This window comes from Jiella avicenniae (genome assembly GCF_021390325.1).
Taxonomy (GTDB): domain Bacteria; phylum Pseudomonadota; class Alphaproteobacteria; order Rhizobiales; family Rhizobiaceae; genus Jiella; species Jiella avicenniae.
Genome location: NZ_JAJUWU010000025.1, coordinates 16167 through 39588 on the forward strand (window position 1 = coordinate 16167; position 23422 = coordinate 39588).

Annotated in this window: 26 protein-coding genes; 12 read left to right on the plus strand and 14 right to left on the minus strand. The window is 67.0% G+C overall.

The annotated features are described in order from the left end of the window. Window positions 1-30 precede the first annotated feature (30 nt). Entirely contained in the window at window positions 31-645 is a 615-nt protein-coding gene (locus tag LZD57_RS21035) for a YqgE/AlgH family protein (RefSeq protein ID WP_233721550.1), read from the minus strand. Window positions 646-934: 289 nt separating this feature from the next. Here LZD57_RS21035 and LZD57_RS21040 point away from each other — a divergent pair, with 289 nt between their 5' ends. Both LZD57_RS21040 and LZD57_RS21045 read left to right on the plus strand, forming a co-directional pair. After that, a complete protein-coding gene (locus LZD57_RS21040; protein WP_233721551.1) occupies window positions 935-1813 on the plus strand; it encodes a protein-disulfide reductase DsbD domain-containing protein in 879 nt (292 codons plus the stop codon). Between the two features lie 153 nt (window positions 1814-1966). Further along, window positions 1967-2452, plus strand: a complete 486-nt coding sequence (locus LZD57_RS21045; protein WP_233721552.1) for a peroxiredoxin — start codon at window positions 1967-1969, stop codon at window positions 2450-2452. A 320-nt stretch (window positions 2453-2772) separates the two neighbouring features. Here the strand turns inward: LZD57_RS21045 and LZD57_RS21050 are convergent, their stop codons facing one another. The 13 genes from LZD57_RS21050 to LZD57_RS21110 all read right to left on the minus strand — a co-directional run bounded on the left by LZD57_RS21050 (window position 2773) and on the right by LZD57_RS21110 (window position 14239). Further along, window positions 2773-3810, minus strand: a complete 1038-nt coding sequence (locus tag LZD57_RS21050) for a M42 family metallopeptidase (RefSeq protein WP_233721553.1) — start codon at window positions 3808-3810, stop codon at window positions 2773-2775. A gap of 651 nt (window positions 3811-4461) precedes the next feature. Beyond that, window positions 4462-4926, minus strand: coding sequence for a ribonuclease HI (rnhA, locus tag LZD57_RS21055; protein WP_233721554.1), 465 nt, complete (start codon window positions 4924-4926; stop codon window positions 4462-4464). Continuing rightward, a complete protein-coding gene (locus LZD57_RS21060) occupies window positions 4923-5912 on the minus strand; it encodes a homoserine kinase (protein ID WP_233721555.1) in 990 nt (329 codons plus the stop codon). The genes rnhA and LZD57_RS21060 overlap by 4 nt, the downstream gene beginning before the upstream one ends. Window positions 5913-5917: 5 nt before the next feature. Next, window positions 5918-6928 (minus strand): 4-hydroxy-3-methylbut-2-enyl diphosphate reductase, encoded by a 1011-nt coding sequence (ispH, locus tag LZD57_RS21065; RefSeq protein WP_420844844.1) that lies wholly within the window; start codon window positions 6926-6928, stop codon window positions 5918-5920. A 98-nt stretch (window positions 6929-7026) separates the two neighbouring features. Continuing rightward, window positions 7027-7845, minus strand: a complete 819-nt coding sequence (locus LZD57_RS21070; RefSeq protein ID WP_233721556.1) for an SURF1 family protein — start codon at window positions 7843-7845, stop codon at window positions 7027-7029. A gap of 1 nt (window position 7846) precedes the next feature. Beyond that, complete coding sequence (locus tag LZD57_RS21075; RefSeq protein WP_233721557.1) at window positions 7847-8245, minus strand: DUF983 domain-containing protein; 399 nt, start codon at window positions 8243-8245, stop codon at window positions 7847-7849. A gap of 102 nt (window positions 8246-8347) precedes the next feature. Continuing rightward, window positions 8348-9226, minus strand: a complete 879-nt coding sequence (locus tag LZD57_RS21080; RefSeq protein ID WP_233721558.1) for a cytochrome c oxidase subunit 3 — start codon at window positions 9224-9226, stop codon at window positions 8348-8350. Window positions 9227-9344: 118 nt separating this feature from the next. Beyond that, window positions 9345-9983, minus strand: coding sequence for a cytochrome c oxidase assembly protein (locus tag LZD57_RS21085; RefSeq protein ID WP_233721559.1), 639 nt, complete (start codon window positions 9981-9983; stop codon window positions 9345-9347). Further along, window positions 9980-10123 (minus strand): hypothetical protein, encoded by a 144-nt coding sequence (locus LZD57_RS21090; protein ID WP_233721560.1) that lies wholly within the window; start codon window positions 10121-10123, stop codon window positions 9980-9982. Before LZD57_RS21090 ends, LZD57_RS21085 begins: the two co-directional genes overlap by 4 nt. Beyond that, a complete protein-coding gene (locus LZD57_RS21095) occupies window positions 10120-11052 on the minus strand; it encodes a heme o synthase (protein WP_233721561.1) in 933 nt (310 codons plus the stop codon). The genes LZD57_RS21090 and LZD57_RS21095 overlap by 4 nt, the downstream gene beginning before the upstream one ends. A gap of 249 nt (window positions 11053-11301) precedes the next feature. Beyond that, window positions 11302-12903 (minus strand): cytochrome c oxidase subunit I, encoded by a 1602-nt coding sequence (gene ctaD, locus LZD57_RS21100; RefSeq protein ID WP_233721562.1) that lies wholly within the window; start codon window positions 12901-12903, stop codon window positions 11302-11304. A 26-nt stretch (window positions 12904-12929) separates the two neighbouring features. After that, window positions 12930-13865, minus strand: coding sequence for a cytochrome c oxidase subunit II (coxB, locus tag LZD57_RS21105; protein WP_420844845.1), 936 nt, complete (start codon window positions 13863-13865; stop codon window positions 12930-12932). A gap of 113 nt (window positions 13866-13978) precedes the next feature. Continuing rightward, entirely contained in the window at window positions 13979-14239 is a 261-nt protein-coding gene (locus LZD57_RS21110; RefSeq protein WP_233721564.1) for a hypothetical protein, read from the minus strand. A 21-nt stretch (window positions 14240-14260) separates the two neighbouring features. Between LZD57_RS21110 and LZD57_RS21115 the strand changes: the two genes are divergently transcribed. The 10 genes from LZD57_RS21115 to LZD57_RS21160 all read left to right on the plus strand — a co-directional run bounded on the left by LZD57_RS21115 (window position 14261) and on the right by LZD57_RS21160 (window position 23404). Continuing rightward, a complete protein-coding gene (locus tag LZD57_RS21115; protein WP_233721565.1) occupies window positions 14261-14809 on the plus strand; it encodes an invasion associated locus B family protein in 549 nt (182 codons plus the stop codon). A gap of 174 nt (window positions 14810-14983) precedes the next feature. Further along, complete coding sequence (gene tldD, locus LZD57_RS21120; protein WP_233721566.1) at window positions 14984-16402, plus strand: metalloprotease TldD; 1419 nt, start codon at window positions 14984-14986, stop codon at window positions 16400-16402. Window positions 16403-16550: 148 nt separating this feature from the next. Further along, window positions 16551-16940, plus strand: coding sequence for a hypothetical protein (locus LZD57_RS21125; RefSeq protein WP_233721567.1), 390 nt, complete (start codon window positions 16551-16553; stop codon window positions 16938-16940). Between the two features lie 304 nt (window positions 16941-17244). Next, window positions 17245-18264: an AAA family ATPase gene (locus LZD57_RS21130; RefSeq protein ID WP_420844847.1), complete on the plus strand. Its 1020-nt coding sequence runs from the start codon at window positions 17245-17247 to the stop codon at window positions 18262-18264. Then, window positions 18264-19214, plus strand: coding sequence for a DUF58 domain-containing protein (locus LZD57_RS21135; protein WP_233721568.1), 951 nt, complete (start codon window positions 18264-18266; stop codon window positions 19212-19214). The genes LZD57_RS21130 and LZD57_RS21135 overlap by 1 nt, the downstream gene beginning before the upstream one ends. After that, entirely contained in the window at window positions 19201-19629 is a 429-nt protein-coding gene (locus LZD57_RS21140; RefSeq protein WP_233721569.1) for a hypothetical protein, read from the plus strand. The genes LZD57_RS21135 and LZD57_RS21140 overlap by 14 nt, the downstream gene beginning before the upstream one ends. Further along, window positions 19626-20579 carry a VWA domain-containing protein gene (locus tag LZD57_RS21145; protein ID WP_233721570.1) on the plus strand — a complete coding sequence of 318 codons (954 nt, stop codon included), beginning with the start codon at window positions 19626-19628 and terminating at the stop codon, window positions 20577-20579. The genes LZD57_RS21140 and LZD57_RS21145 overlap by 4 nt, the downstream gene beginning before the upstream one ends. Then, window positions 20579-21505 (plus strand): VWA domain-containing protein, encoded by a 927-nt coding sequence (locus tag LZD57_RS21150; RefSeq protein WP_233721571.1) that lies wholly within the window; start codon window positions 20579-20581, stop codon window positions 21503-21505. Before LZD57_RS21145 ends, LZD57_RS21150 begins: the two co-directional genes overlap by 1 nt. Window position 21506: 1 nt before the next feature. Next, on the plus strand, window positions 21507-22163 hold the full coding sequence (locus LZD57_RS21155; RefSeq protein ID WP_233721572.1) for a hypothetical protein: 657 nt from the start codon (window positions 21507-21509) through the stop codon (window positions 22161-22163). Next, complete coding sequence (locus LZD57_RS21160) at window positions 22157-23404, plus strand: BatD family protein (RefSeq protein ID WP_233721573.1); 1248 nt, start codon at window positions 22157-22159, stop codon at window positions 23402-23404. The genes LZD57_RS21155 and LZD57_RS21160 overlap by 7 nt, the downstream gene beginning before the upstream one ends. Window positions 23405-23422: the final 18 nt, after the last annotated feature.

The window sequence follows — 23422 nt, forward strand, 5'->3', positions numbered from 1 at the left end:
GCACTAAGCGACGCCGCCCCGTCGCTTCCCTCAGGCGTGCCCCGCCTCGCCTGCCAGGAACGCCGGTTCGATGCCGAGGAGGCCCAGCGCCCGTTTGTATTTGGCGTCGAGGTCGGTGTCGAAGACGATGCCGAGATCGGCCTTGCAGGTCAGCCAGCCATTGGCGGCGATCTCGTCCTCCAGCTGCCCCGGCGCCCAGCCGGAATAACCGAGGGCCATGATCGCCGTCTTCGGGCCGATGCCCTCCGAGATCGCCCTCAGGATGTCGACCGTCGGCGTCAGAGCGATCTTGTCGGCGACCTGGACGGTGGATTCGGAATCGTAGTCGTCCGAATGCAGGACGAAGCCTCGCCCCTTTTCCACCGGCCCGCCGATGCAGACCGACACTTCGCGGCCGCCGGATGGCAGACGGATGTCGTCCTCGCTCTCGACGATGCCGAGCTGGGTGAGCAGGGCCGGAAAGCTCATCGGCTGCGGTTTATTGATGATGAAGCCCATCGCTCCGTTGGGCGAATGGGCGCAGACATAGATGACGGTCCGCGCGAAAGGCTCGTCGGCGACCGCCGGCATGGCGATCAGGAAATGCCCCTCGAGCGAATGGGAAACGTCACCGTCGTCGGGGTCGAAATCGATATCGAGCTTCATTCTTCCTCACCGCGGAGTTTGCGACGGCGAAACCTCATGAGGATACGGCGCCTCGGCGGCGGGCCGTCCGGCCAGTGGCCCGGCCGGTTCGGCTTCCCGCCGGAGAGTGATCCCCGAGGATTCGTCGAAGCGACAACCTTTCTTCGATCGGACTTTCGGCACACCATCCTGAAACGAAAGTGGCATCCGCCTCGAACTATGGCCAGAGCAGAATTGTCACGAGCTTTCCAAAATCGACAAAAAGCCGTTATCTCCCTACTGGAACCACGAGAAGACGTCGGCTATGCACATGCGTGATCTGGCCCTTGGCCATGCCCCAGCGGCAAATCCTTTCGACATCGCCGCGACGACTCGCGGCGCACTCGCCGGCCTCGCCGTCCTCCTCTCATGCGGCCTCGGCCCGGCTCTGGCGGCGGGCGAGGACGCGAGCGTCTTTCACAACGACGAAGTGACGCTGCGCCTCGTGCGGGCGAAGGAGCCGGCGGGCGGCGCCGTGCGGGCGGCGCTCATCGTCGATCTCGCCCCCGGCTGGAAGACCTACTGGATGGACCCCGGCGCCTCGGGCGTCCCGCCACAGTTCGATCTTTCCAAGACCGAGGGCTTTCAGACCATCTACCAGTATTTTCCTGCGCCCCACCGCTTCGGCGAGGGCGTGACGCGGGCCAATGGTTACGAGGGCGACGTCGCTTTCGCGTTCGAACTCGGCATCGAGCCGGGCGAGACGATCGATGGCGTCGCGGCGTCGGTGTTTCTCGGCGTGTGCAAGGAGATCTGCATTCCCGTCCAGGCCGAACTCGTCGCCGAAGGTCCGGGCGCGACCGACGACGCGGCGGTCGCGAGCGCCTTCGCCGCGCTTCCCGCCGAGGCGGAGGACGGCACCTTCGACGTATCGAGCGCCGGCGGCGGCGAGAGCCTGCGCGTCGCGGTCACGGCGCCGGAAGGTGCCGGCAGGGACGAGCCGCCGGATCTTTTCGTCACCTCCGGCGACGGTTGGTATTTCGACGAACCGGCCGAAGTCACCCGCACGGGCGGGCGCATCCTTTTCGACGTGCCGATCGCCGAGCGCCCCGCCGGAGCCGAAGGCCCGCCGGAGGCCGTCGACCTCCTCTTCACCCGCGGCGGCCAGGGACTGACGGCAACCTACGTGCCGATCGCACCGACCGGCTGAGGCCGGCGTCGCGCGCTCTTGTGGAAACCGGAGGCCGGCGAGACCACCGTTTCGCGCTGGACAGCACGGGTCCCGCGCGCCACATCGCTCGTCTGAAGCCGGCGGCCGGATGACCCGTCCGATCCGGCCTTCCGCCCGAGGGGAGTACCCACCATGACCATCGCCATCGGCGACACCATTCCCAACGCCACCGTCAAGACCCGCACCGAGGACGGCCCGGCCGACCTTTCGACCGGCGAGATCTTCTCCGGCAAGACCGTGGTGCTTTTCGGCGTGCCCGGTGCTTTCACTCCGACCTGTTCGATGAACCACCTGCCGGGCTTCATCACCCACAACGACGAGTTCCGCCAAAAGGGCGTCGACACCATCGCCGTCGTCGCGGTCAACGACGTCTTCGTCATGGGCGCCTGGGAAAAGTCGAGCGAGGCCACCGGCAAGATCCAGTTCCTCTCCGACGGCAACGGCGAGTTGACGAAAGCGCTCGGTCTCGACATCGACCTGTCGGTCGCCGGCCTCGGCGTACGGTCGAAGCGCTATTCCATGCTGGTCGAGGACGGCGTGGTGAAGCAGCTCAACGTCGAGGAAAGCCCCGGCCAGGCCGACAAGTCGAGCGCCGAGGCCCTGCTCGAACAGATGTGACGATGCTCTGAGGACACACTGCACCGACGTCGCTGCGAATCTCACGCGTCTCGGTGCTCGTCGAGCCAAGACGGTAGAGCGGTCCGTGTTTCAGACATTTCATCGTGCGGCAAGCACCCCGACGCGACGTCATCCTCGGGATTGTCCCGAGGGTGACGAAATTCAAGCGCTTCCGGCCACTCATATCTGTCGATTTGAGGCGAAAGTGGCGGTGCAACTGCAGCCCGACGCCAAGCTGCACCGGCCGGAATTCCACCATCCCGATGGGTTACCCAGGCGGCCACTTCGGCGGTTCGCGCGTCCGTCCCGGCGCAATCCCGTCAATGCGTCGAGACGAAGGCCGTCAGGATCTCGCGGGCCGCCTGGAGGTCGCGCTTGTCGATCATTTCGGCGACGGTGTGGATGTAGCGGGTGCCGACGGCGATGCCGATCGCTCGCGCGCCGATGCCGGCCTGCTGGGCCGCCGCGCCGTCCTGGCCGCCCTTGGCAAGAATGGTGCGCTGGCAGGCGATGTTCCGCTCCTTCGCCAGCGTCTCGATCTCCCGGACGAGGCCGTAATCGGCGATGAAGGAGCCGTCCTTCATGTGCAGCCCGAAACCGGCGCCCTGGACGGTCGTGCGGTCCTTCTCGGGAACGCCGGGCGTGTCGCAGGCGAGCGTGGTGTCGACGCCGATGGCGATGTCCGGCGCGACACCGAAGGAGGCGGTCTTGGCGCCGCGCAGGCCGACCTCCTCCTGGGCGGTGAAGGCGACGGTCAGTTCGCAGTCATGGGAATGGCCGTCCTCGACGAGCTTGCGGACGGCCTCGAGGCCGAGCCAGCAGGCGATGCGGTTGTCGAGCGCCTTGGAGACGATCTTCTCGCCCATTTCCTCGAAGGGCTCGTTCATCACGACATAGTCGCCGACGCGGATCCTGTCCTTTGCCGTCACGCCGAGGCCGGTGTCGACGACGAACTCGTTCGGCTCCGGCATCTTCTTGCGCTCTTCCGGCGACTGGATGTGGATCGGCTTGCCCTCGGCGTTCATCACGCCCTTGATGTCGCCTTCGTCCGTGCAGACGAGGACGCGGCGGGAGAACAGGTTGCGCGGATCGAAGCCGCCGACCGGATCGACGTGCACGAAGCCCTTGTCGGTGACGTGGGAGACGAGAAAGCCGATCTCGTCCATGTGGCAGAGAAGGAGCAGCTTTTCGGGTTTCTCGCCCTTCCCCTTCCGCCGGCAGATGAGCGAGCCGAGGGCGTCGACGCGCATGTCGTCGAAAAGGCCGGAGGCCTCCGCCTCGATCAGCGCCCGGACGCGGGTCTCGCGGCCGGGCACGCCGGGGGTTTCGCAGAGGCGTTTCAGGAGGTCGAGATTCATGGGGAGTCCTGTGGGCTGGGTTTGCCGCAGCGCGGGCGATCACCTGGAGGAGCATGTTTTCGAGACTGTGAGTCCGCGTCAAAGCTCATGGGCAGAGATTCGCCAATTTGCTGATGACGGACCACCGGAAATCCCACAGCGGCCGCTGGTCCGCAAGGTAAATCCCACCCACCGATTGTGATCGCAATAGAGATTGCGCGGCATTGAAGTCACGCGGCAGAGTCTCGATCGTCGCCGTCGCAATCAGCGCGAGCTGCTTGCGAAATAAACCGTCACCAGCGCAACGGCGAGTATCCCGAAGGGCGCCAGAAACATCAGCAGAAAATTCGGATCGCTCATTTACGCAGCTCTCTCTTGAGATACGATCTCCCATACAGATGTATGGCGACGGACAAGGCAAAGCAAACCACGCTCACGAGACTGAGACGCCAGATGGGGGTCGTGGACGCGCCCGCGGCGTAAAGCGAGCTGAAGATTGGTGCGAACGCACCGACTGCAGAAAGACTTATCGCAAGGCCGTTCAGGAATGTTGCCGTCAGCTTGGCGACTTCACGGTCGGCGTCGCCATGAGATCCGCGCTTCTCGGATACCCCCAGCCCCTCGTTCGTCGGCAGCGTCATGTCTCGCCCGCCCCCTCGGCTGGCCGCCCCTTCAGCTGGCGCGCTTCCGCTTGAACGGCTCCATCCCCGCCCGCGCGAGTTCGTCGGCGCGCTCGTTCTCGGCATGGCCGGCATGGCCGCGGACCCAGTGGAAGGTGACGTCGTGGCGGCCCTTTTCCGCCTCCAGCTGCTGCCAGAGTTCGACGTTCTTCACCGGCTTGCCGTCGGCGGTCTTCCAGCCCTTCCTCTTCCAGCCGAAGATCCACTTGGTGATGCCGTCGCGCAGATAGTTGGAGTCGGAATAAAGATCGACGGCGCAGGCCCGGTTCAGAGCCTTCAGCGCGGAAATCGCCGCCAGGAGTTCCATGCGGTTGTTGGTGGTGTCCGCCTCGCCGCCCTTCAGCTCCTTCTCCTGGCCCTTGTAGCGCAGGATGGCGCCCCAGCCGCCGGGGCCTGGATTGCCCGAGCACGCGCCGTCGGTGAAGATCTCGACGCGCTCGCCGCCGCCTTCGCTCATGCCGTTCCTTTCGTGACCGCCGCCTTCTCCAGCCCGTATTCGGAGGCCTCGCGCACCCCGCGGTGGAAGCGCAGCTTCTTCAGATATTCGCGCGGGTCCTTCTTGGTCACGAAGGAATCGTCCGGCACGTTCAGCCAGTCGTAGAGCCTCGTCAGCATGAAGCGCATCGCGGCGCCGCGGCAGAGCATCGGCAGGCTGCGATACTCGGCCTCGTCGAGCGGTCGCACGTCGGCATAGCCGGAAATCAGCGCGCGGCCCTTGGTGACGTTGTAGCTGCCGTCCGGTTCGAAGCACCAGGCCGAAAGCGTGATGGCGAGATCGTAGGCGAGAAGGTCGTTGCAGGCGAAGTAGAAGTCGATCAGGCCCGACAGTTCGCCGGCGAGAAAGAAAACGTTGTCGGGGAAGAGATCGGCATGGATGACGCCTTTCGGCAGATGGCCCGGCCAATTCGCCTCGAAGTCGGCGAGTTCCGCCTCGATCTCGGCGGAAAGCCCCGGTTCGACCTCGTCGGCGCGCCCGCCGCAGCTTTCATAGAGCGGTCGCCAGTCCGCCGGCGACAGACCGTTCTGGCGGGTCAGCGGGAAGTCGCGGGCGCATTCGTGCAGGCGGGCGAGCGCGGCGCCGACGCCGCGGCACTGATCGAGGTTCGGCCGACGCGTCCACATGCCGTCGAGAAAGGTGAAGATCGCCGCGGGCCGGCCCGAAAGTTCGCCCAGCGCGTTGCCCTCGCGATCGTGCACCGGCAGCGGGCAGGAAAGCCCGCGCTCGGCCAGATGCTCCATCAGCCCGACGAAGAAGGGCAGATCGCCGCGGTTCACCCGCTTTTCGTAGAGGGTGAGGATGAAGGTCCCGCCGCTCGTGCGCAGCAGGAAATTGGAATTCTCCACGCCCTCGGCGATGCCCTTGTAGCTCGACAGGCTGCCGAGATCGTAGCGATCGAGGAATTCGGCGAGCTGCGGTTCGGTGACGTCGGTATAGACGGCCAAGGTGGTCAGGCCCCGCCGTTGACGAAGGCCATGTCGGCCACCGTCAGGGGCGTGTCGCGCAGCGACCGCATCACCGGGAAGTTCTCGTTCTCCTCGGCCGTCTGAACGAGTTCGATCGACACGTCGAAGCGCTCCCGCAGGGCCGCGATGATCGCATCGACGAGCACCTCGGGCGCCGAGGCGCCCGCCGACATGCCGACGACCGGATGGTCGCCACCCAGGGCCTCGAAGGGGATCTCCTGCGGCCCCTGGACGAGCACGCCCTTCGTCGAACCCGCCTTCTCGGCGACTTCGACGAGCCGCTTGGAGTTCGAGGAATTCGGCGCGCCGACGATGAGGAAGAGGTCGGTTTCGGGGGCGGATGCCTTCACCGCTTCCTGGCGGTTGGTGGTCGCATAGCAGATTGATTCCGACGAGGGCGCCGTCATCTGCGGAAACTTCGCCTGCAGGGCCGCGACGATGTCGGCGGTGTCGTCGAGGGAAAGGGTCGTCTGGGTGACGAAGCCGAGGGCGGCCGGATCCTCGGGCTCGAAGGCGGCGACGTCCGCGACGGTCTCGATCAGGCTGACGGTGCCGGGCTGCAGCTGGCCCATGGTGCCCACCACCTCCGGATGGCCGCGATGGCCGATGAGGACGACGTGGCGGCCGCGCTTGACGTGCAGCATCGCCTGCTTGTGGACCTTGGAGACCAGCGGACAGGTGGCGTCGAGATAGAGCATCTCGCGTGTCGCAGCCGCCGCAGGCACCGACTTCGGCACGCCGTGGGCGGAAAACACCACCGGCTGTCCGTCGTCGGGGATCTCGTCGAGCTCCCGGACGAACACCGCCCCCAATTCGCGCAGGCCGTCGACCACGTATTTGTTATGGACGATCTCGTGGCGGACATAGACCGGCGCGCCGTATTTCTTCAGCGCCAAAACCACGATCTGGATCGCCCGGTCGACGCCGGCGCAGAAGCCGCGCGGCTCGCACAGGCGCAGGGTCAGCTTCGGCTGGGTCGGGGCGATGAGGGACACGATATCTCCAGGGTCGATGAGCGGATGCCGGGCCGGCGTCGATGCACCGGACGACGGCCCGAATGAAGGCATCCGGCCCCGGCGTGTCAAGCCGGCCGTCAGGCGCGGCGGCGATATCGCCGCGCCACCATCATCGCCGTCATCACCACGAGGGCGAGGCCGATCCCGTACCAGGTGATGGCATATTGCAGGTGGTCGTTGGGCAGCGAAACGACCGTCGTCCCGCCGACCGGCCAGCCGCCTTCCGCCCGGCCGGGACCGGCATCGACGAAAAACGGCAGGAGCCGCCCGCCTTCGGGCAGATCGACATTGGCTGCCATGGCCGGCAGGTCCTGCCAGAAGAAGGTGTCCTTGGCCGGTTCGTTGTCCGGCGTGAAGTAACCGGGCTTTTCCGCCGGCGGCACGCGGGCAAGGCCGGTGATCGTGACGTCGCCGGAAGGCTGCCCGGCGCTGCGCAGGGCCGGATCGCGCATATCGTAGGGAACGAAGCCGCGATTGACGAAGAGCAGATCCCCGGACCCCGTCACCAGCGGCGTGTAGACGTTCCAGCCCGCCTCGCCCTCGAAGGTGGAGAGGAAATACCGCTCCGCATCGTTGAGGAACCGGCCCGTCACCCTGACGGGCGTGTACTGGATGGGGTCTCCGGCTGCGAAGCGCTGCTCGAGCGCCGCGAGGTCGATAGGCTCGGCATGGATGCGGGAGTCGATCTCGGCGATCAGGCCCTGCTTCCAGAAGAGACGCTCGACCTGCCAGGTGCCGAGCAAGAACAGAATGGCGATGCCGATGAGGCAGAAGAAGAGGGCCGTCAGGAAGCGGCCCCGGGTCATCGGCGCTTCGGCGACGGGATTCTCGAACGTCCCGTCGCGCGCGGCACCGGCATCGTATGGGGTGCCGGCTTTCGTCCCGCCCTTCGCCACGTCATTCGCTCCCGTCGCCGTCGCCCGAAAGCCGGCCCTCGGCCGCGTGGTTCTTGTATTGCAGTCCGATCATCGTGCCCTTCAGGATTCGAAGCAGCGGCAGGCAGAGGATCAGGGTCAGGGGAATCCACAGGAGGAAATGCACCCAGAGCGGCGGCGAGATCGAGACTTCCATCCACAGCGCCAGACCGCAGACGACGAAACCGATGATCAGGATCACGAACACCGCGGGTCCGTCGCCCGCATCGGCGAAGTCGTAGTCGAGGCCGCAGTTCGAACAGCGTTTCGCGAGCGTCAGGAAACCGGCGAACAGCCTGCCCTCGCCGCAACGCGGGCAGCGGCCGCGCGTCGCCGCCTTCACCGGATCGGCCTCGGCGTAAAATCTCCGATCCTCGGCCATCGGGCCATCCCTTCGAAAACGCCGAAGGCGGCACGGTGCCGCCTTCGTGATCAAACCGTCAGTCGTGCCGGCGACCGGAGCCGCCGGCAGATCCCTCGCGCCTCAGGCCTCGAAGACCGGCGCGCCCCAGCCGCCCCAGACATAGATGCAGAAGAACAGGAACAGCCAGACGACGTCGACGAAATGCCAGTACCAGGCGGCGGCCTCGAAGCCGAAGTGCTTCTGCGGCGTGAACTGGCCCATCATCGCGCGAACCAGGCAGACGATCAGAAAGATCGTCCCGATGATGACGTGGAAGCCGTGGAAGCCCGTCGCCATGAAGAAGGTCGAGCCGTAGATCGAGCCCGAGAAGGCGAAGGGCGCGTGGGCGTATTCGAAATACTGCACGTAGGAAAAGATGACGCCGAGCACCACGGTGAGCGCGAGGCCGAGCTTCAGGCTCTTGCGGTCGTCATGGAGCAGCGCATGGTGAGCCCAGGTGACCGTCGTGCCCGACAGCAGCAGGGTGATCGTGTTGAACAGCGGCAGGTGCAGCGGATCGAGCACCTCGATGCCGACCGGCGGCCACTGGCCTCCGAGCACCTGGGTTCGGGCGGCCTGGACCGCCTCGTTCGGAAACAGGCTGGCGTCGAAGAAGGCCCAGAACCAGGCGACGAAGAACATCACCTCCGAGGCGATGAACATGATCATGCCGTAGCGCAGATGCATCGACACGACGGGGGTGTGGGCGCCCTCCTGGCCTTCCTTCACCGTGTCCGACCACCAGGCGAACATGGTGTAGAGGACGACGGCGAGCCCGAGGAAGAAGATCCACGGCGTTGCGAGGTTGAGGCCGAGGAGATCGAATTCGAGGCCGCCATGCCACCGCATGAAGCCGACGGCGCCGATCATCATGATCAGCGCGCCCACCGAGCCGACGAAGGGCCACGGGCTCGGATCGATGATGTGATAATCGTGTTTCTTCGCGTGCGCGTCCGCCATGGCTCCCCCGCTCAGTCCTCATATCGGCCAACCGGCCACTTGCCAGCCCAACCGGTTTCTAACCCACCGGCACGGCATACTCCAGCATTCTCGTCGGCGCGGCAGGCCCGCGCCCTCTTCAGCCCTCGACGCCCTTTGCCGCCTCGCCCTCGGTGCTCGGCGCGGCCGCGACCGGCGCCGGATCGTCGACGGGGAAGAAGGTGTAGGACAACGTGATGGCCAGAAGGCTCTTCAGTTCTTCGGAATTCGCCATGTCCGGATCAACATAGAAGACGATCGGCATTTCGGCGGTCTCGCCCGGCTGCAGCGTCTGGCTCGAAAAGCAGAAGCAGGCGATCTTGTTGAAGTAGAGCCCCGCAGCGTCGGGCGTCACGTTGAACAGCGCCTGGCCGGTGATCGCGTGGTCGGACTTGTTCTCGACGTGATAGGAGACCTGCGTCTTCTCGCCGAGGTGGATGCGCACTTCCCGCTGGTTGGGCCGGAAGGTCCAGGGAAGACCTTCGGCGACGTTGCCGTCGAAGCGCACCGTCACCTGCTTGTCGCTGACCGTGGTCGGTGCGGCTTCCGCCCGCTGGGTGGTGCCGCCATAGCCGGTCACCTGGCAGAACAGCTGATAGAGCGGCACCGAGGCGAAGGCCGCGCCGACCATGCCGGCGGCAAAGGCCGCGCAGGCGATGGCGATGACGACGCCGCGCCGGCCGGCGCTTCGGGTGCCGGAGCCCTGTGAATTGCGAGTGTTGGTGCCGTCCTCGGTCATGACGCCATCTTCGCCAGCGTGACGAGGTAGAAGACGACCACCAGCGCGACGAGCACGACGCCGATGGCGATCGAGCGGTTGCGCCGCGCCTTCTGCTCGGCCTCCGTCAGCCGGATCCGGTCCTGCCGTTCCACGATCATCCTCCGATCGCCAGAGTGATCGCCGCGTCGACGAGGAGCATGGCGAAGAGGCCGAAGAGATAGAGGATCGAGAAGCCGAACAGCTTCTTCGCCGGGATCATCTTCTCGTCCCCGTCGGCCATTGTCAGGACGGCGAAGGCATGACGCAGGAAGTTGAGGCCGAGGAGGATCGAGACGACGCCATAGGCCGGACCGGCATAGCCGAGGAAGAACGGCGCGGCGCCGATCGGCGCAAGAACGAGCGAGTAGGCGAAGATCTGGATCCGGGTCGCCCGCTCGCCCGCGACGTTCGGCAGCATCGGGACGTTCGCCGTGCCGTAGTCCCGGAGCTTGAACAAAGCGAGCGCCCAGAAATGCGGCGGCGTCCACAGGAAGATGATGAGGAAGAGGATGGTCGATTCGAGCGACACCGTGCCGGTCGCGGCGGCATAACCGACCATCGGCGGAAAGGCGCCGGCGGCCCCGCCGATGACGATGTTCTGCGGCGTGAAGCGCTTCAGCCCCATCGTGTAGATCACGGCGTAAAAGAAGATCGTGAAGGCGAGGAAGCCGGCCGCGAACCAGTTCGAGGCGAGACCGAGGAGGCAGACGGACAAGAGCGACAGCGCCAGGCCGAAGCTCAGCGCCGCTTCGCCGCTGACCCGGCCGGTCGGCACCGGGCGCTTGGCCGTGCGGCTCATCAGCGCGTCGATGTCGGCGTCGTACCACATGTTGAGCGCACCCGCGGCACCCGCTCCGATGGCGATGGCGAGGATCGAGACGACCCCCAGCGTCGGGTCCATCTCGGCCGGCGCCACGACGAGGCCGGTCACCGCCGTCAGCACGACGAGCGACATCACCCGCGGCTTCAACAGGGCAATGAAGTCCTTCGGCTCCGAGAGGCTGATCGCCTCGCGCGCGACGGGTGCCTGTGTGTCGACCAGCGTCAATTCAAACCTCGATCATCGTAACGGGGCCTCGGCCCCGATATCGTGCCCGGCGCCAATGGGCGCCCCCCCAGTGTCCGCTGCGGCTTTGGCGGGCGCGCCAGCCCTCGCAGCGAGGCACCGGCTCGTCGTTTCGCTGCGACCGCCGACGGCTTCGATCGGTCGCAGCCGGTGGCGATCCGGCCCGAAGATGAGCCGCCTTGTCACCGCGAAGCGCGCCTTAAAAGCGCGCTTCGATGTCTCGTTCCCCGATCAGCGGATCCGCGGGAGCTCTTCCCACTGGTGGAAGGGCGGCGGCGACGGCAGCTGCCACTCCAGCGTGGTCGCGCCCTCGCCCCAGGGATTGGCTCCGGCGACGCGCTTCTTCGAGAAGGCTTCCCAGACGCCGAAGAGGAAGACGAGAACGGCGAAGCCCGAGATGTAGGACCCCATCGACGAGACGAAATTCCAGCCGGCGAAGGCGTCCGGATAGTCGACGTAGCGGCGCGGCATGCCGGCGGCACCGAGGAAGTGCTGCGGGAAGAAGATGATGTTGACGCCGACGAAGGTCATCCAGAAGTGAATCTGGCCGATCCGCTCGTTGTACATGTAGCCCGTCATCTTCGGGAACCAGTAGTACCACGCCGCGAAGATCGCGAAGACCGCGCCGAGCGACAGGACGTAGTGGAAGTGGGCGACGACGTAGTAGGTGTCGTGCAGCACCCGATCCATGCCGGCATTGGCGAGCTTGACGCCCGTCACGCCGCCGACCGTGAACAGGAAGATGAAGCCCACGGCCCAGAGCATCGGCACCCGGAAGGAGATCGAGCCTCCCCACATGGTGGCGATCCAGGAGAAGATCTTGATGCCGGTCGGCACCGCGATCACCATCGTCGCGAAGACGAAGTAGCGCTGCGTGTTGAGCGACAGGCCGGTGGTGTACATGTGGTGGGCCCACACGACGAAGCCGACGACGCCGATCGCCACCATGGCGTAGGCCATGCCGAGATAGCCGAAGACGGGCTTTTTCGAGAAAGTCGAGATGATGTGGCTGATGATGCCGAAAGCCGGCAGGATCAGGATGTACACCTCCGGATGACCGAAGAACCAGAACAGGTGCTGGAACAGGATCGGATCGCCGCCACCGGACGGATCGAAGAAGGTCGTGCCGAAATTGCGGTCGGTCAGCAGCATGGTGATCGCACCGGCGAGCACCGGCAGCGACAGCAGGAGCAGGAACGCGGTGACCAGCACCGACCAGGCGAAGAGCGGCATCTTGTGCAGCGTCATGCCCGGCGCGCGCATGTTGAGGATGGTGGTGATGAAGTTGATCGCGCCGAGGATCGACGAAGCGCCGGCGATGTGCAGCGCGAAGATCGCCAGATCCACCGCCGGGCCCGGATGGCCGGAGGTCGACAGCGGCGGGTACATCGTCCAGCCGGTGCCGGCACCGTTGGCGCCGGCGCCGCCATCGACGAACATCGACAGGATCAAGAGCGGGAAGGCCGCGGCGAGCAGCCAGAAGGAGATGTTGTTCAACCGCGGAAAGGCCATGTCCGGCGCGCCGATCATGATCGGCACCATCCAGTTGGCGAAGCCGCCGATCAGCGCCGGCATGACCATGAAGAAGATCATGATCAGGCCGTGGCCGGTGGTGAAGACGTTGTAGACCTCGGGATTGCCGAAGATCTGGAGCCCCGGCTCCTGCAGCTCCATCCGCATCACGACCGACAGGGCGCCGCCGATGACGCCGGCGCAGATCGCGAAGATCAGATAGAGCGTCCCGATGTCCTTGTGGTTGGTCGAATAGACCCAACGCGTCCAGCCGTGCGGCTTGTGATCGTCATGGGCCTCGTGGGCGGCACCATATGCCATGATCTTGTCCCTCTAACCCGAATGTTTCAGCGCGACGCGACTTCGGCGCCGGTCTTGGCGGCGATCGATGCGGTCAGCGCCTGATTGGCCCCTTCGACATCCGAACCGGCGGCCTCGTACCAGGTGGCGAACTGCTCCTTGGAGACGACCCGCAGTGCGATCGGCATGTTCGCGTGGTTCGTTCCGCAAAGCTCCGAGCACTGCCCGTAGAAGATGCCTTCGCGCGTCGCCTCGAACCAGTATTCGTTGATCCGCCCCGGCACCGCGTCGACCTTCACGCCCATCGAGGGCAAGGCGAAGGAATGAATGACGTCGCCCGAGGTCGAGAGGATGCGGATGACGGTATCGACCGGCACCACCATTTCGTTGTCGACGGCCAGAAGCCGAGGATAGACGGACAGGTCGCCCTTCGCCGCGGCGGCGGCGTTCTGGTCGGCAAGCGAATCGGTCAGCTGCGCCAGCGGATAGGAGCTGAACGAAACCGGCTCGGCCTGCGCCTGCGGCGAGGTGTTGCTCGGCTGGTATTCATAGCCCCAGTACCACTGGTAACCCGTGGTCTTGACCGTCAGCTCCGGCTCGCTCGGCGGATTGTACTGGGCCGTGAGAAGCTGGAACGAGGGAATCGCGAGCAACAGAAGGACGACGACCGGCGCCAGCGTCCAGATCACCTCGATGGTGGTGTTGTGGCTGGTGCGCGACGGGGTCGGATTCCTGTCGGCCCTGAACTTGTAGATGCACCAGACGAGCAGCGCGGCGACGAGAATGGTGATCGGGATGATGAAGGCGAGCGTATAGTCGCTGAACCAGTGGATCTGCTCCTCGATCGGAGAAAGCGCCTCCTGCAGCGTGATCTGCCAGTCGTGCGGCTGGCCGGGCAGCATCGGCCCTCCGTCCTGAGCCATGGCGGCGCCCGCCGACGAGAGCAATGCCGCCGCGGCAATGGTCGATCGTCTCACTTGCATGTTCTCCCCTCGCACGCACGTCCGGCACCGAAGCTCGCAGTGCCGACGCACCATGCCAACACGCGACCGGATTCCCGTGTTGAATCGTCCTAAACTTCGGTGACCCGAACGCTTCAAACCACGAAACCCGGCAAACCGCAACTCCATATGCGCAGCCGCGGCTTGCGGCGAATGCGCTCGCCGGAGCGCAGAAACGTCCTGATTTCAAGAGCAAAGCCGGTCGCGAGCAAAGGCATCCGGCGGCATGGAGCGAGGCGGTGGGGGCTTTCGGTCGCAACGCCGGCATCGTAAGCTCGCAGGGGCAGGAGCGACGGGCGGTCCTCGTCGATCGTCGCCGGCTTGACCACGGCCGTGCTTCGGTCGAACTCATCCACGCAACTGATTCGGATTTCGACATGATCACAGCGCCGAGACGGCTCGCTTCCGCCCTCTGGACGGCAGTGTCCTTTGCCCTGGTGGCGAGCCTCTTTCTTGCGGGTCCCGCCGCCGCCCAGGCCGGCGCCACCGGCACGGTGAAGTCCCGACACGGCAGCTGGGCGGTGGTCTGCGACCATCCCGCCGGGGCGAGCGACGAGCAGTGCGCGCTCCTGCAGAACGTCGTCTCCGACGAGCGGCCGGAACTCAACCTCTCCGTCGTGGCGCTGAAGACCGCGGACGGCAAGGCGCGCATCCTCAGGGTGCTGGCGCCGCTGGGCGTGCTCCTGCCGCTGCCGGACTATGGCCTCGGCCTGATCATCGACGGCAAGAGCGTCGGCCGCACCCAGTTCACCCGCTGCTTCTCCGACGGCTGCTATGCGGAAGTCCCCCTCGACGACACGCTCCTGAAACTCCTGACGGACGGCAAGGAAGCGGTCTTCACCTTCTTCCAGTCGGCCGAGCCGAACGGCGGCATCGGCATCTCGGTCGACCTCAAGGGCTTTCGCGAAGGTTTCGACGCCCTGTGAACCGGAGGACTTCGCGTCGCAGGCCGGCGGGATCGGCGTGAAAGGCGTGACCGGTCCGGGGAGAGCCGGCCGGCCGGGCCGCCATTGGCACGGCGCCGGCCGGGACCCTATCTGACCGAAAGACGAACGACGAAATTGCCGCGCAGCGATGCCGCGGCCGAGAAAGAAAAGCCGATGCCCCTCTCCCTTCTCGAACGCTTCGATCTGTCCCGCGAAGGCGTCGAGGCCGTCCTTTCCGACACGCTGAACGGCGCCGACGATGGCGAACTGTTCCTGGAATATCGCGAATCGGAGTCGCTCGCCTTCGACAATGGCCGGCTGAAATCCGGCAACTTCTCGATCGACCAGGGTTTCGGCCTGAGGGCCGTCGCCGGCGAGGCCGTCGGCTATGCCCATGCCGGCGACTTTTCGGCATCCGCCCTGAAACGCGCCGCCGACGCCGTCGCCGCGGTGAAGACCGGGCACAGCGGCACCGTCGCGGAGCCCCCGGCCGGCACCAATCGAAAGCTCTACGGCGACGAGAACCCGATCCCCTCGCCCGGCTTCGAGGCCAAGGTGAAGCTCCTCACCGAGATCGACGCCTATCTGCGGGCGAAGGGCGACGACGTCCGTCAGGTCTCCGCCACGCTCGGCGCCACCTGGCAGACCGTCGAGATCCTCCGGGCCGACGGGCGGCTGGTGAAGGACGTCCGGCCCCTCGTCCGGGTCAACGTCTCGGTGGTCTGCGGCAAGGGCGACCGGCAGGAGACCGGCTCCTTCGGCGCCGGCGGTCGGCGTGGCTTCGGCGAATTCATCGCCGACGGCTCGTGGCAGACGATCGCCGACGAGGCGCTCCGCCAGGCGCGGGTCAACCTCGAAGCCGTTCCGGCGCCGGCCGGCAGCTTCGACATCGTGCTCGGCGCCGGCTGGCCGGGCGTGATGCTGCACGAGGCGGTCGGACACGGCCTCGAAGGCGACTTCAACCGCAAGAAGACCTCGGCCTTCGCCGGGCTGATGGGTCAGCAGGTCGCGGCCAAGGGCGTCACCGTCGTCGACGACGGAACGATCGCCGAGAGGCGCGGCTCGCTCACCATCGACGACGAGGGCACGCCGACCAACCGCACCGTGCTGATCGAGGACGGCAAGCTCGTCGGCTACATGCAGGACCGGCAGAACGCCCGGCTGATGGGCATGGCGGCCACCGGCAACGGACGGCGCCAGTCCTACGCCCACGTGCCGATGCCGCGCATGACGAACACGATGATGCTCGAAGGGCCGCACACGAAAGAAGAGATCATCGCTTCGGTGAAGGACGGCATCTATGCCGTCTCCTTCGGCGGCGGCCAGGTCGACATCACGTCGGGCAAGTTCGTCTTCGGCTGCACCGAGGCCTACCGCATCCGCAACGGCAAGGTCGCCGAGCCGCTGAAGGGCGCCATGCTGATCGGCAACGGCCCCGAAGCGATGCACCGGGTCTCGATGGTCGGCAACGACGTCGCGCTCGACACCGGCATCGGCATGTGCGGCAAGGCCGGCCAGGGCGTGCCGGTGGGCGTCGGCCAGCCGCATCTCAGGATGGATCAGGTGACGGTGGGCGGCACCGAGGCGGGGTGAGCAACAGTTGGGCAGAAAATGAGGGCTCTTTGTTCGCCCGCTCAACCGACGGTCTACTCCAGACACCCTAATATATCAACTTTTGGTTGCGTATCGTATACCTGTGTGATAGGCTCTCCCGCGTGCTTAACGCCATAGGGAGGTCAAAATGAAATCATTTGCGCGAGGGTTGCTGGCGATAACGCTAGTCGTTTCACCGGCAGCGGGACAGAGCATGTTTTCGTCTGGCTCGGCGAGCGATAGTTCACCAAGCACAATGCAATCCCTCCAAAACCTGCAGCAGATTGACCGCGACCGTATTCTAGAGATTCTGCACGGGTTCAAGCTGCTGCCGAACGACGCCGGACTGAACGTTCTTTCTACGCCGATTGAAGAACCAACCCGGGTTGTTCCTCTCTCCAATCCGTTCTGTAAGATCGCCTGCGACGCGGCGGCGGCGGCAGCAGCAGCCGCTTGCGCAAGTTTTTCTGGGCCGGCTCTTGTCGCCTGTCTAGCCGCAGTGGAAGAAGGCCGGAAATACTGTCGATCCAAATGCTAAAGCCGCGAAAACGCCTGTGGGAGATCAATTAAGTCGTTCGCAAATTTGGCTTCCCCATCTCATCGCTACATCGGCAGGCGTGATTGGGGAGCCTTTCTTGCCTATCCACTCTCTAATTTCCTTCTAAAAATTGCTCCTTCCGCAAATGCTTTTGGAAGGCGAATAGACTTGGGCGCGGACCTCTTAACCGCACGCGGAAAGGCATTTGCCATTTTCATTCGATGGCTTCGCCGTGTTATTCCTCTTGCGTCGCGCCCGGTCCGGCACCCCCGTCGCGCGGCCAAGGGAGGATTGAGTGGATCCGTTGATCACTGCGGAGCGCGGGCCGCAGGGCTGGACGACCACGTCGGCGCCGAAGGCAGATCGGAACAACGCTGCTGCTGTTCTCGAAAGGCTGCGACATAGCGTCGAGGCCGGGCTGATCGGCCGCTCGGCCCTCGTCGAGCGGCTGATGATCGCGCTGCTCACCGGCGGCCATCTGCTCGTCGAGGGACCACCCGGCCTTGCCAAGACGCGGGCGGTGAAGCTTCTCGCCGGCGGGCTCGAAGCCTCGTTCTCGCGCATCCAGTGCACGCCCGACCTGATGCCCGCCGACCTCACAGGCACGCAGGTCTTCCGGCCGCAGACCGGGCGGTTCGAGTTCGTCTCCGGGCCGATCTTCCACTCCCTCGTCCTCGTCGACGAGATCAACCGCGCGCCGCCGAAGGTCCAGTCGGCGCTGCTCGAGGCCATGGCGGAGGCGCAGGTCACCGCCGGCGGCGTGACCTACGCCCTGCCGCAGCCCTTCATGGTCGTCGCGACCCAGAACTCGATCGAGCACGAGGGCACCTTTCCCCTGCCCGAGGCGCAGCTCGACCGCTTCTTGATGCATGTCCTCGTCGAACTGCCGGATGCCGCGGCGGAGCTCGAGATCCTCGGCCTCGTCGAACGCGAAGCCGCCTGCGAGGCGCCCGCCAAGCCGGCACCGATCCCGACTGAGGCGATCCTCGCCGCCCGCAGACAGGCGGCGTCGATCCATCTCGCCCCGGCGCTGAAGGACTATATCGTCCGCCTGGTGATGGCGACGCGCAGGAGCGGCGCGATGCCGGACGTCGAAGAGAAGATCGAGCACGCCGTCTCGCCGCGCGGGTCGCTCGCGCTCGCCGCCGCGGCGCGGGCCCGGGCCTTCCTCGCCGGCCGGGACCATGCCGTGCCCGAAGACGTTTCCGAACTCGCCCCCGACATTCTCTCCCACCGCGTCATTCCGACCTGGCGGGCCAGCGCCGAGGGGATCACCGGGCGAAGCCTGGTCGCCAAGCTCGTCGAGCGCGTCGAGCCGCTGTGATGCCGGCGCTTTCCTTCGATCCTGCGGAAGAGGCGACGCGGGTCGACGCGGCGCGGCTCTTCGCCATGCGCCACATCGTCCGCAACATTCCCGAGCGCCGCCTCGCGCCGGTCGGCCGGCCCGGAGGCTTTGCCGGCAGGCGGCGCGGCAACGGACTCGAGATCGTCGACGTCCGGCTGTTTTCCGAAGGCGACGACATCCGCCACGTCGATGCGGCCGCGACGGCGCGCACCGCCAAGACCCATGTGCGCACCTTTCGCGACGAGCGCGACCGGGCGGCGCTTCTGATCGCCGATTTCCGGGCCCCGATGTTCTTCGGCACAAGGGGTCGGCTGCGCTCGGTCGCGGCGGCGGGCGCCCTGGCGCTGGCCGGCTGGCGCGTCGTCGAGGCCGGCGGGCGCGTCGGCCTGCTGGTGGCGTCGGCCGGGACGACGCAGTTTTTGCCACCCCGCCCGCGCGAACGGTCGATGGCCGAGATCGCCGGCGCGCTGGAAAGCGCCCACGAGACGGCGGGGCAGGCGTTGGCGTCGGGCCGCCATCTTCGCGAGCCGAGTTTGGCCGAGATCCTCGACGAGGCGGTCGGGCGCGCCCTTCCCGGCACGTCGCTCATCCTCGCAACCGGCCTCGACGACGAGGGCGAGGACTTTGCCCGCCTCGCCGGGGCCGCCTGCCGCCGCTTCGCCATGACCGTCCTCCTCGTGCGGGACCGGTTCGAAACCGACCCGCCGACGGGCGCCTACCCCTATCGTCTCGCCGTGGCGAGTGGCGCCGGGCCGATGGGCTGGGCCTTCTTCGCCAAGGGTAGGGAGCGAAACGAGGCCCGCGCGGCGCCTTTCGACGAACGGATCGAGCGGCTCGCAGCGGCAGGCGTCGCGATTCGCCCGCTTGCGGCCGATGCCGGGTTCGAAGCGATGGCGGCGACGATGGAGGCCAGCGATGGCCGCCGCTGATCCGGACCTCGTCTCGCGCCTCAGGCCGGTGCGCCTGCCGCCGGGATTCGACGCCTTCGACTGGCAGGGGACCGTGGCGATCTTCGCGCTGGCGCTCCTCGCCGGCCTTCTTCTGGCGCTGGCGCTGCGGGCGCTCACCGTTCCGCGACCCACGATCGCCGCCGAGACCGACGATGCGCTCGACGCCGCGCGAAGCCTTCCTGCGGACGAACGCCTGCTGCGGCAGGCGGCGGTGGTCGCGGCGCTGAATCGCGACGCCGAGGCGAAGGGCAAGCGCGGCGAACCGGCGCGCCAGCGTCTCGCCGTGATTCGCACCACCATCGACGCCGAACTCTACCGGCCGAAACCCGCGCTCGATCCGGACGGGCTCGATGCCGACATCCGCAGCGTCCTCGGTGCGAGGAGGCCGCGATGATCGGCTTTGCGATGCCGCTGGCCTTCCTGCTCCTGCCGCTGCCGCTGATCGCCATGCGCCTCCTGCCGGGACGCGAAGCGGTGACCGGCGCTCTCGTCCTGCCGCAGAGCATCGGCCGGTCGCTCCCCGGCGAGGCGCGCGACGGCGTCTCCGTCAGGGTGCGCCGCGCGCTGCCGATCCTTCTCTGGCTGTCGCTCGTCACGGCGCTGGCCGGGCCCGAGCAGCTGTCTCCCGTCGAGGCGCTGCCGGTGTCCGGCCGCGATCTCGTTCTCGCCATCGACCTGTCCGGCTCGATGGAGCAGACGGACTTTTCCCTCGACGGCGAGACCGTCACCCGTCTCGACGCGGTGAAGAGGGTCGGCAAACGCTTCGTCGCCGGCCGCGCGGGCGACCGGGTCGGCCTCGTCCTGTTTGCCGAAAAGGCCTATGTCGCCGCGCCGCTGACCTTCGACGTCGCCGCCGTGTCGCGGGCGATCGACGAGGCGATAATCGGCATTTCCGGGCGATCCACCGCGATCGCCGGCGGCCTCGGCGTGGCGCTGAAACGGCTCGAAAAGGGCGAGGCCCGCTCGCGGGTGGTCGTGCTTTTGTCGGACGGCGCCGACACTTCCGGCCACGTCCTGCCGGCCGACGTGGCAGGGCTGGCGAAACGGCTGGGCGTCACGGTCTATACCATCGCGCTCGGCCCCGAAGACCGGGAGACCCGCCCGAACGACCCCGATGCGGTGGACACGAAGGCATTGCGGGAGATCGCCGAGACCAGCGGCGGCCGGAGCTTCCGCGTCAGGACCACTGCCGATCTCGAAGCGGTCACGGCCGCGATCGACCGGCTGGAGGCGAGCGGCCTCGACCGGCCGCCGGCGACGGTGCGGCAGGACTTCTGGATCTATCCGGCGATGCTCGCCTTCGCCTGTTCGATCGTCCTCCTCGTCAGCCGCAGGGCGCTGTGATGGCGGCGATCGGCTCCCTCGTCCTGTTGCGCCCGATCTGGCTGCTCGCCCTTCCCGCGATCGTCCTCCTCTCCGCGCTGGCGCTCAGGCGCGCCCGCGGCCTCGGCGCCTGGGAGCGCGCCGTCGACCCGGCGCTGATGCGGGCGATGGAGCGCTTCGGCCGGGTGGTGCCCGGGCGCGGCCGGCGGCTCGCTCTGCCCATCGCCGTCGCCGCGCTGATCGCTCTGGCGCTGTCCGGTCCGGCCCGGCGCATCGAGGATCCGGAGACCTTCCGCAATCTCGACGGCATCGTCGTCGCCATCGATCTCTCCCGCTCGATCGTCGAGGGCGAGGGCCTCGCCGACGCGCAGGCCGCCGCCCAGCTCGTCCTGCAGCGGGCGGCCGGTCGGCCGGTGGCGATGATCGTCTATGCCGGCGAGGCCTATGTCGCCAGCGCCTTCACCTCGGACGCCGCCGCCCTCTCGCCGCTGATCGCGGTGCTCGACGGCGAGGTCGTGCCCAATCCGGGTTCGCGCACCGACCGGGCGCTGGCGCTGGCAAGCCGCATCTTCGCCGAGGCGAACGTCCTGAAAGGCGACGTCGTCCTCGTCACCGACGGTGACAATCTGGCGCCGGAAGCCTTCACGACCGCCGCCGAACTAGCCGGGCGCGGCATCCATGTCGACGCCTTTCTCGTCCGCCCCGCTGCAACGAGCGGCGACGTGCCGCCGCCGGATGCTGCAAACCTCGAGCGTCTGACGAAAGAGGGGAGAGGCAGCTTCGGCGAGGCGCGCGAACCTTCGGCCCTTGCCGACGCGATCGGCGGACGGGCGGCGAGCGATCTCGCCAAGGGCGACACCGCCGCCCTCTTCTTCGCGGATTTCGGCCGATATCTTCTCGCCCTGGCGTTCGTCCCGGCGCTGCTCCTGTTCCGCAAGGCGATCTGAGATGGCCCATCGATCGAGCCGGAACGTCATCTCGCTTGCCTGCCTCGTCGTCTCCGGCGCCGCAGCCCTCTTCGCGGGGCCGGAAGCCTTCGGCAAACTAGCGCTCTCCGCAGGCCTGCCCCGCCTTGCTTTGCCGCTGTTGACCGATCCCCATGCGAGGGGCGTCGCGCTCTACGAAACCGGCAACCATGCCGAAGCCGACCAGGCCTTCGCCGCGGCCGGTCGCGCCGCCACCTACGACCGCGGCCTGTCGCTCGCCGCGACCAGAGACTACGCCCTCGCCGTCGCCTATTTCGACGGCGTCCTCTTCGTCGATCCGTCCGACGCCGACGCCCGGTTCAATCGCGATCTCGTCGCCAGGCTGGTGCCGGACGTCGTCGGCGAATCGAACGAGATCGACGGCGTCGCCGCCAATGCCGCGGCCGACGGCCCGTCGGATGCGGGCGCTTCGGAGCGCGATCTGATCCAGGCCAAGAGCGTCGCCATCCAGCTCAGTATTCTCGATCCCCGGGTGAAGAGCATGACGGCGGCGACCGAAAGCTGGCTGACGACGCTGGAGGACGAGCCGGCGCTCTATCTGAAACGCCGGATCAAGGCGGAATATCAGCGTCGCCAGGACCTCGGCCTCGCCAACCCGCCGGAGGATACCGCATGGTAGGTCGGCTGCTCGCCGCTTTTTTCGGCCTAGTTCTGGCCCTCGGCGCGACGATGTCCGCGCGCGCGGCCGAGCCACAGCTGACTCTTGAAGCGACCGTCGAGGCCGACAGCCCGGAGCCCTATGTCGGCGAGATGATCCTCCTGACGCTCAGGGGCGACTACGACGCCTTCATCACGCTGGAGCGCTTCGAGGGGATCGAGCTTCCGAATTTCACCTGGCTGCAGCTCGGCCGCGACGTCTGGTCGAAAGGCCGCAAGAACGGCCGGGAATATACCAGCGTCGAGCGCAGGCTGGCGATCTATCCGCAAAAACCGGGCACGTTCACCATCGGTCCGTTCCGCCATCGCCTGACCGTCGACGACGGCAGCGGCCGGCGCAGCGAGACCATCGTCGTCTCGAATGCCGTCACCCTCACCGTGCGGCCGAAGCCGGCGACCAATGGCGGCTGGTGGCTGCCGGCGCGAAACGTCGCCATCGAGGATCACTGGGACATGGACACCGCGCGACTTGCCGACGGCGCGACGGCGACGCGCACGGTGACGATCACGGCAGAAGGCCAGACCGCAGCGGCCCTGCCGCCGCCGCCGAAGGTGGTGGCGCCCTGGTTGATCGCCTTCATCGCGCCGGAAACCCGCACCACCGAGATTACCCGCGACGGCCCGACCGGGACGGTGCGCTGGCAATGGCGGATGCGGCTCTCCAAGGCCGAACCCGGCCGCCTCCAGGCGTTTCACATCCCCTGGTTCGACACGCAGAGCCGACAGATGCGCGACGTGGTGATGAAATCGCGGCGCTTCGCCTATGCGACCGTCACCGCGCCGGAGGGAAGCAGCGCGCCCATTCGGGCCTGGAACTGGCTGCTGCCGCTTGCCGTCGGGCTGGTGCTGCCGATCGGCGCCGCCCTCAACGGCCGCCGGCCGATGCCGGCGCGCGAGATCCTGGCGCGCTTTCGCCGGTGGCTTCCCGAGCGTGATGCCCTGGCGATGCGCTCCGCCCGGATGCGCGGGGACGTGAAAGCCTATCGCCTCGCCGCCGCGCGGCGCCTGGCACACCACGGCCACGCGCCGGAACGACACCTCGCCGAGATCGACGCGGCGCTGTTTCGCCGCGCGCCGATCCGAGCGGTCGATCTGCGGGAAACCGATCGCCGGTTGAGAGGACTGTTTCGCCGTCCGGCCGAGGCCGGCACGTGCGAGAGGCAACTGAGCCCTCGCGACACGGTGCCGCAACGGGGCCGCTGACGTCGCTTGCCGCTCGAA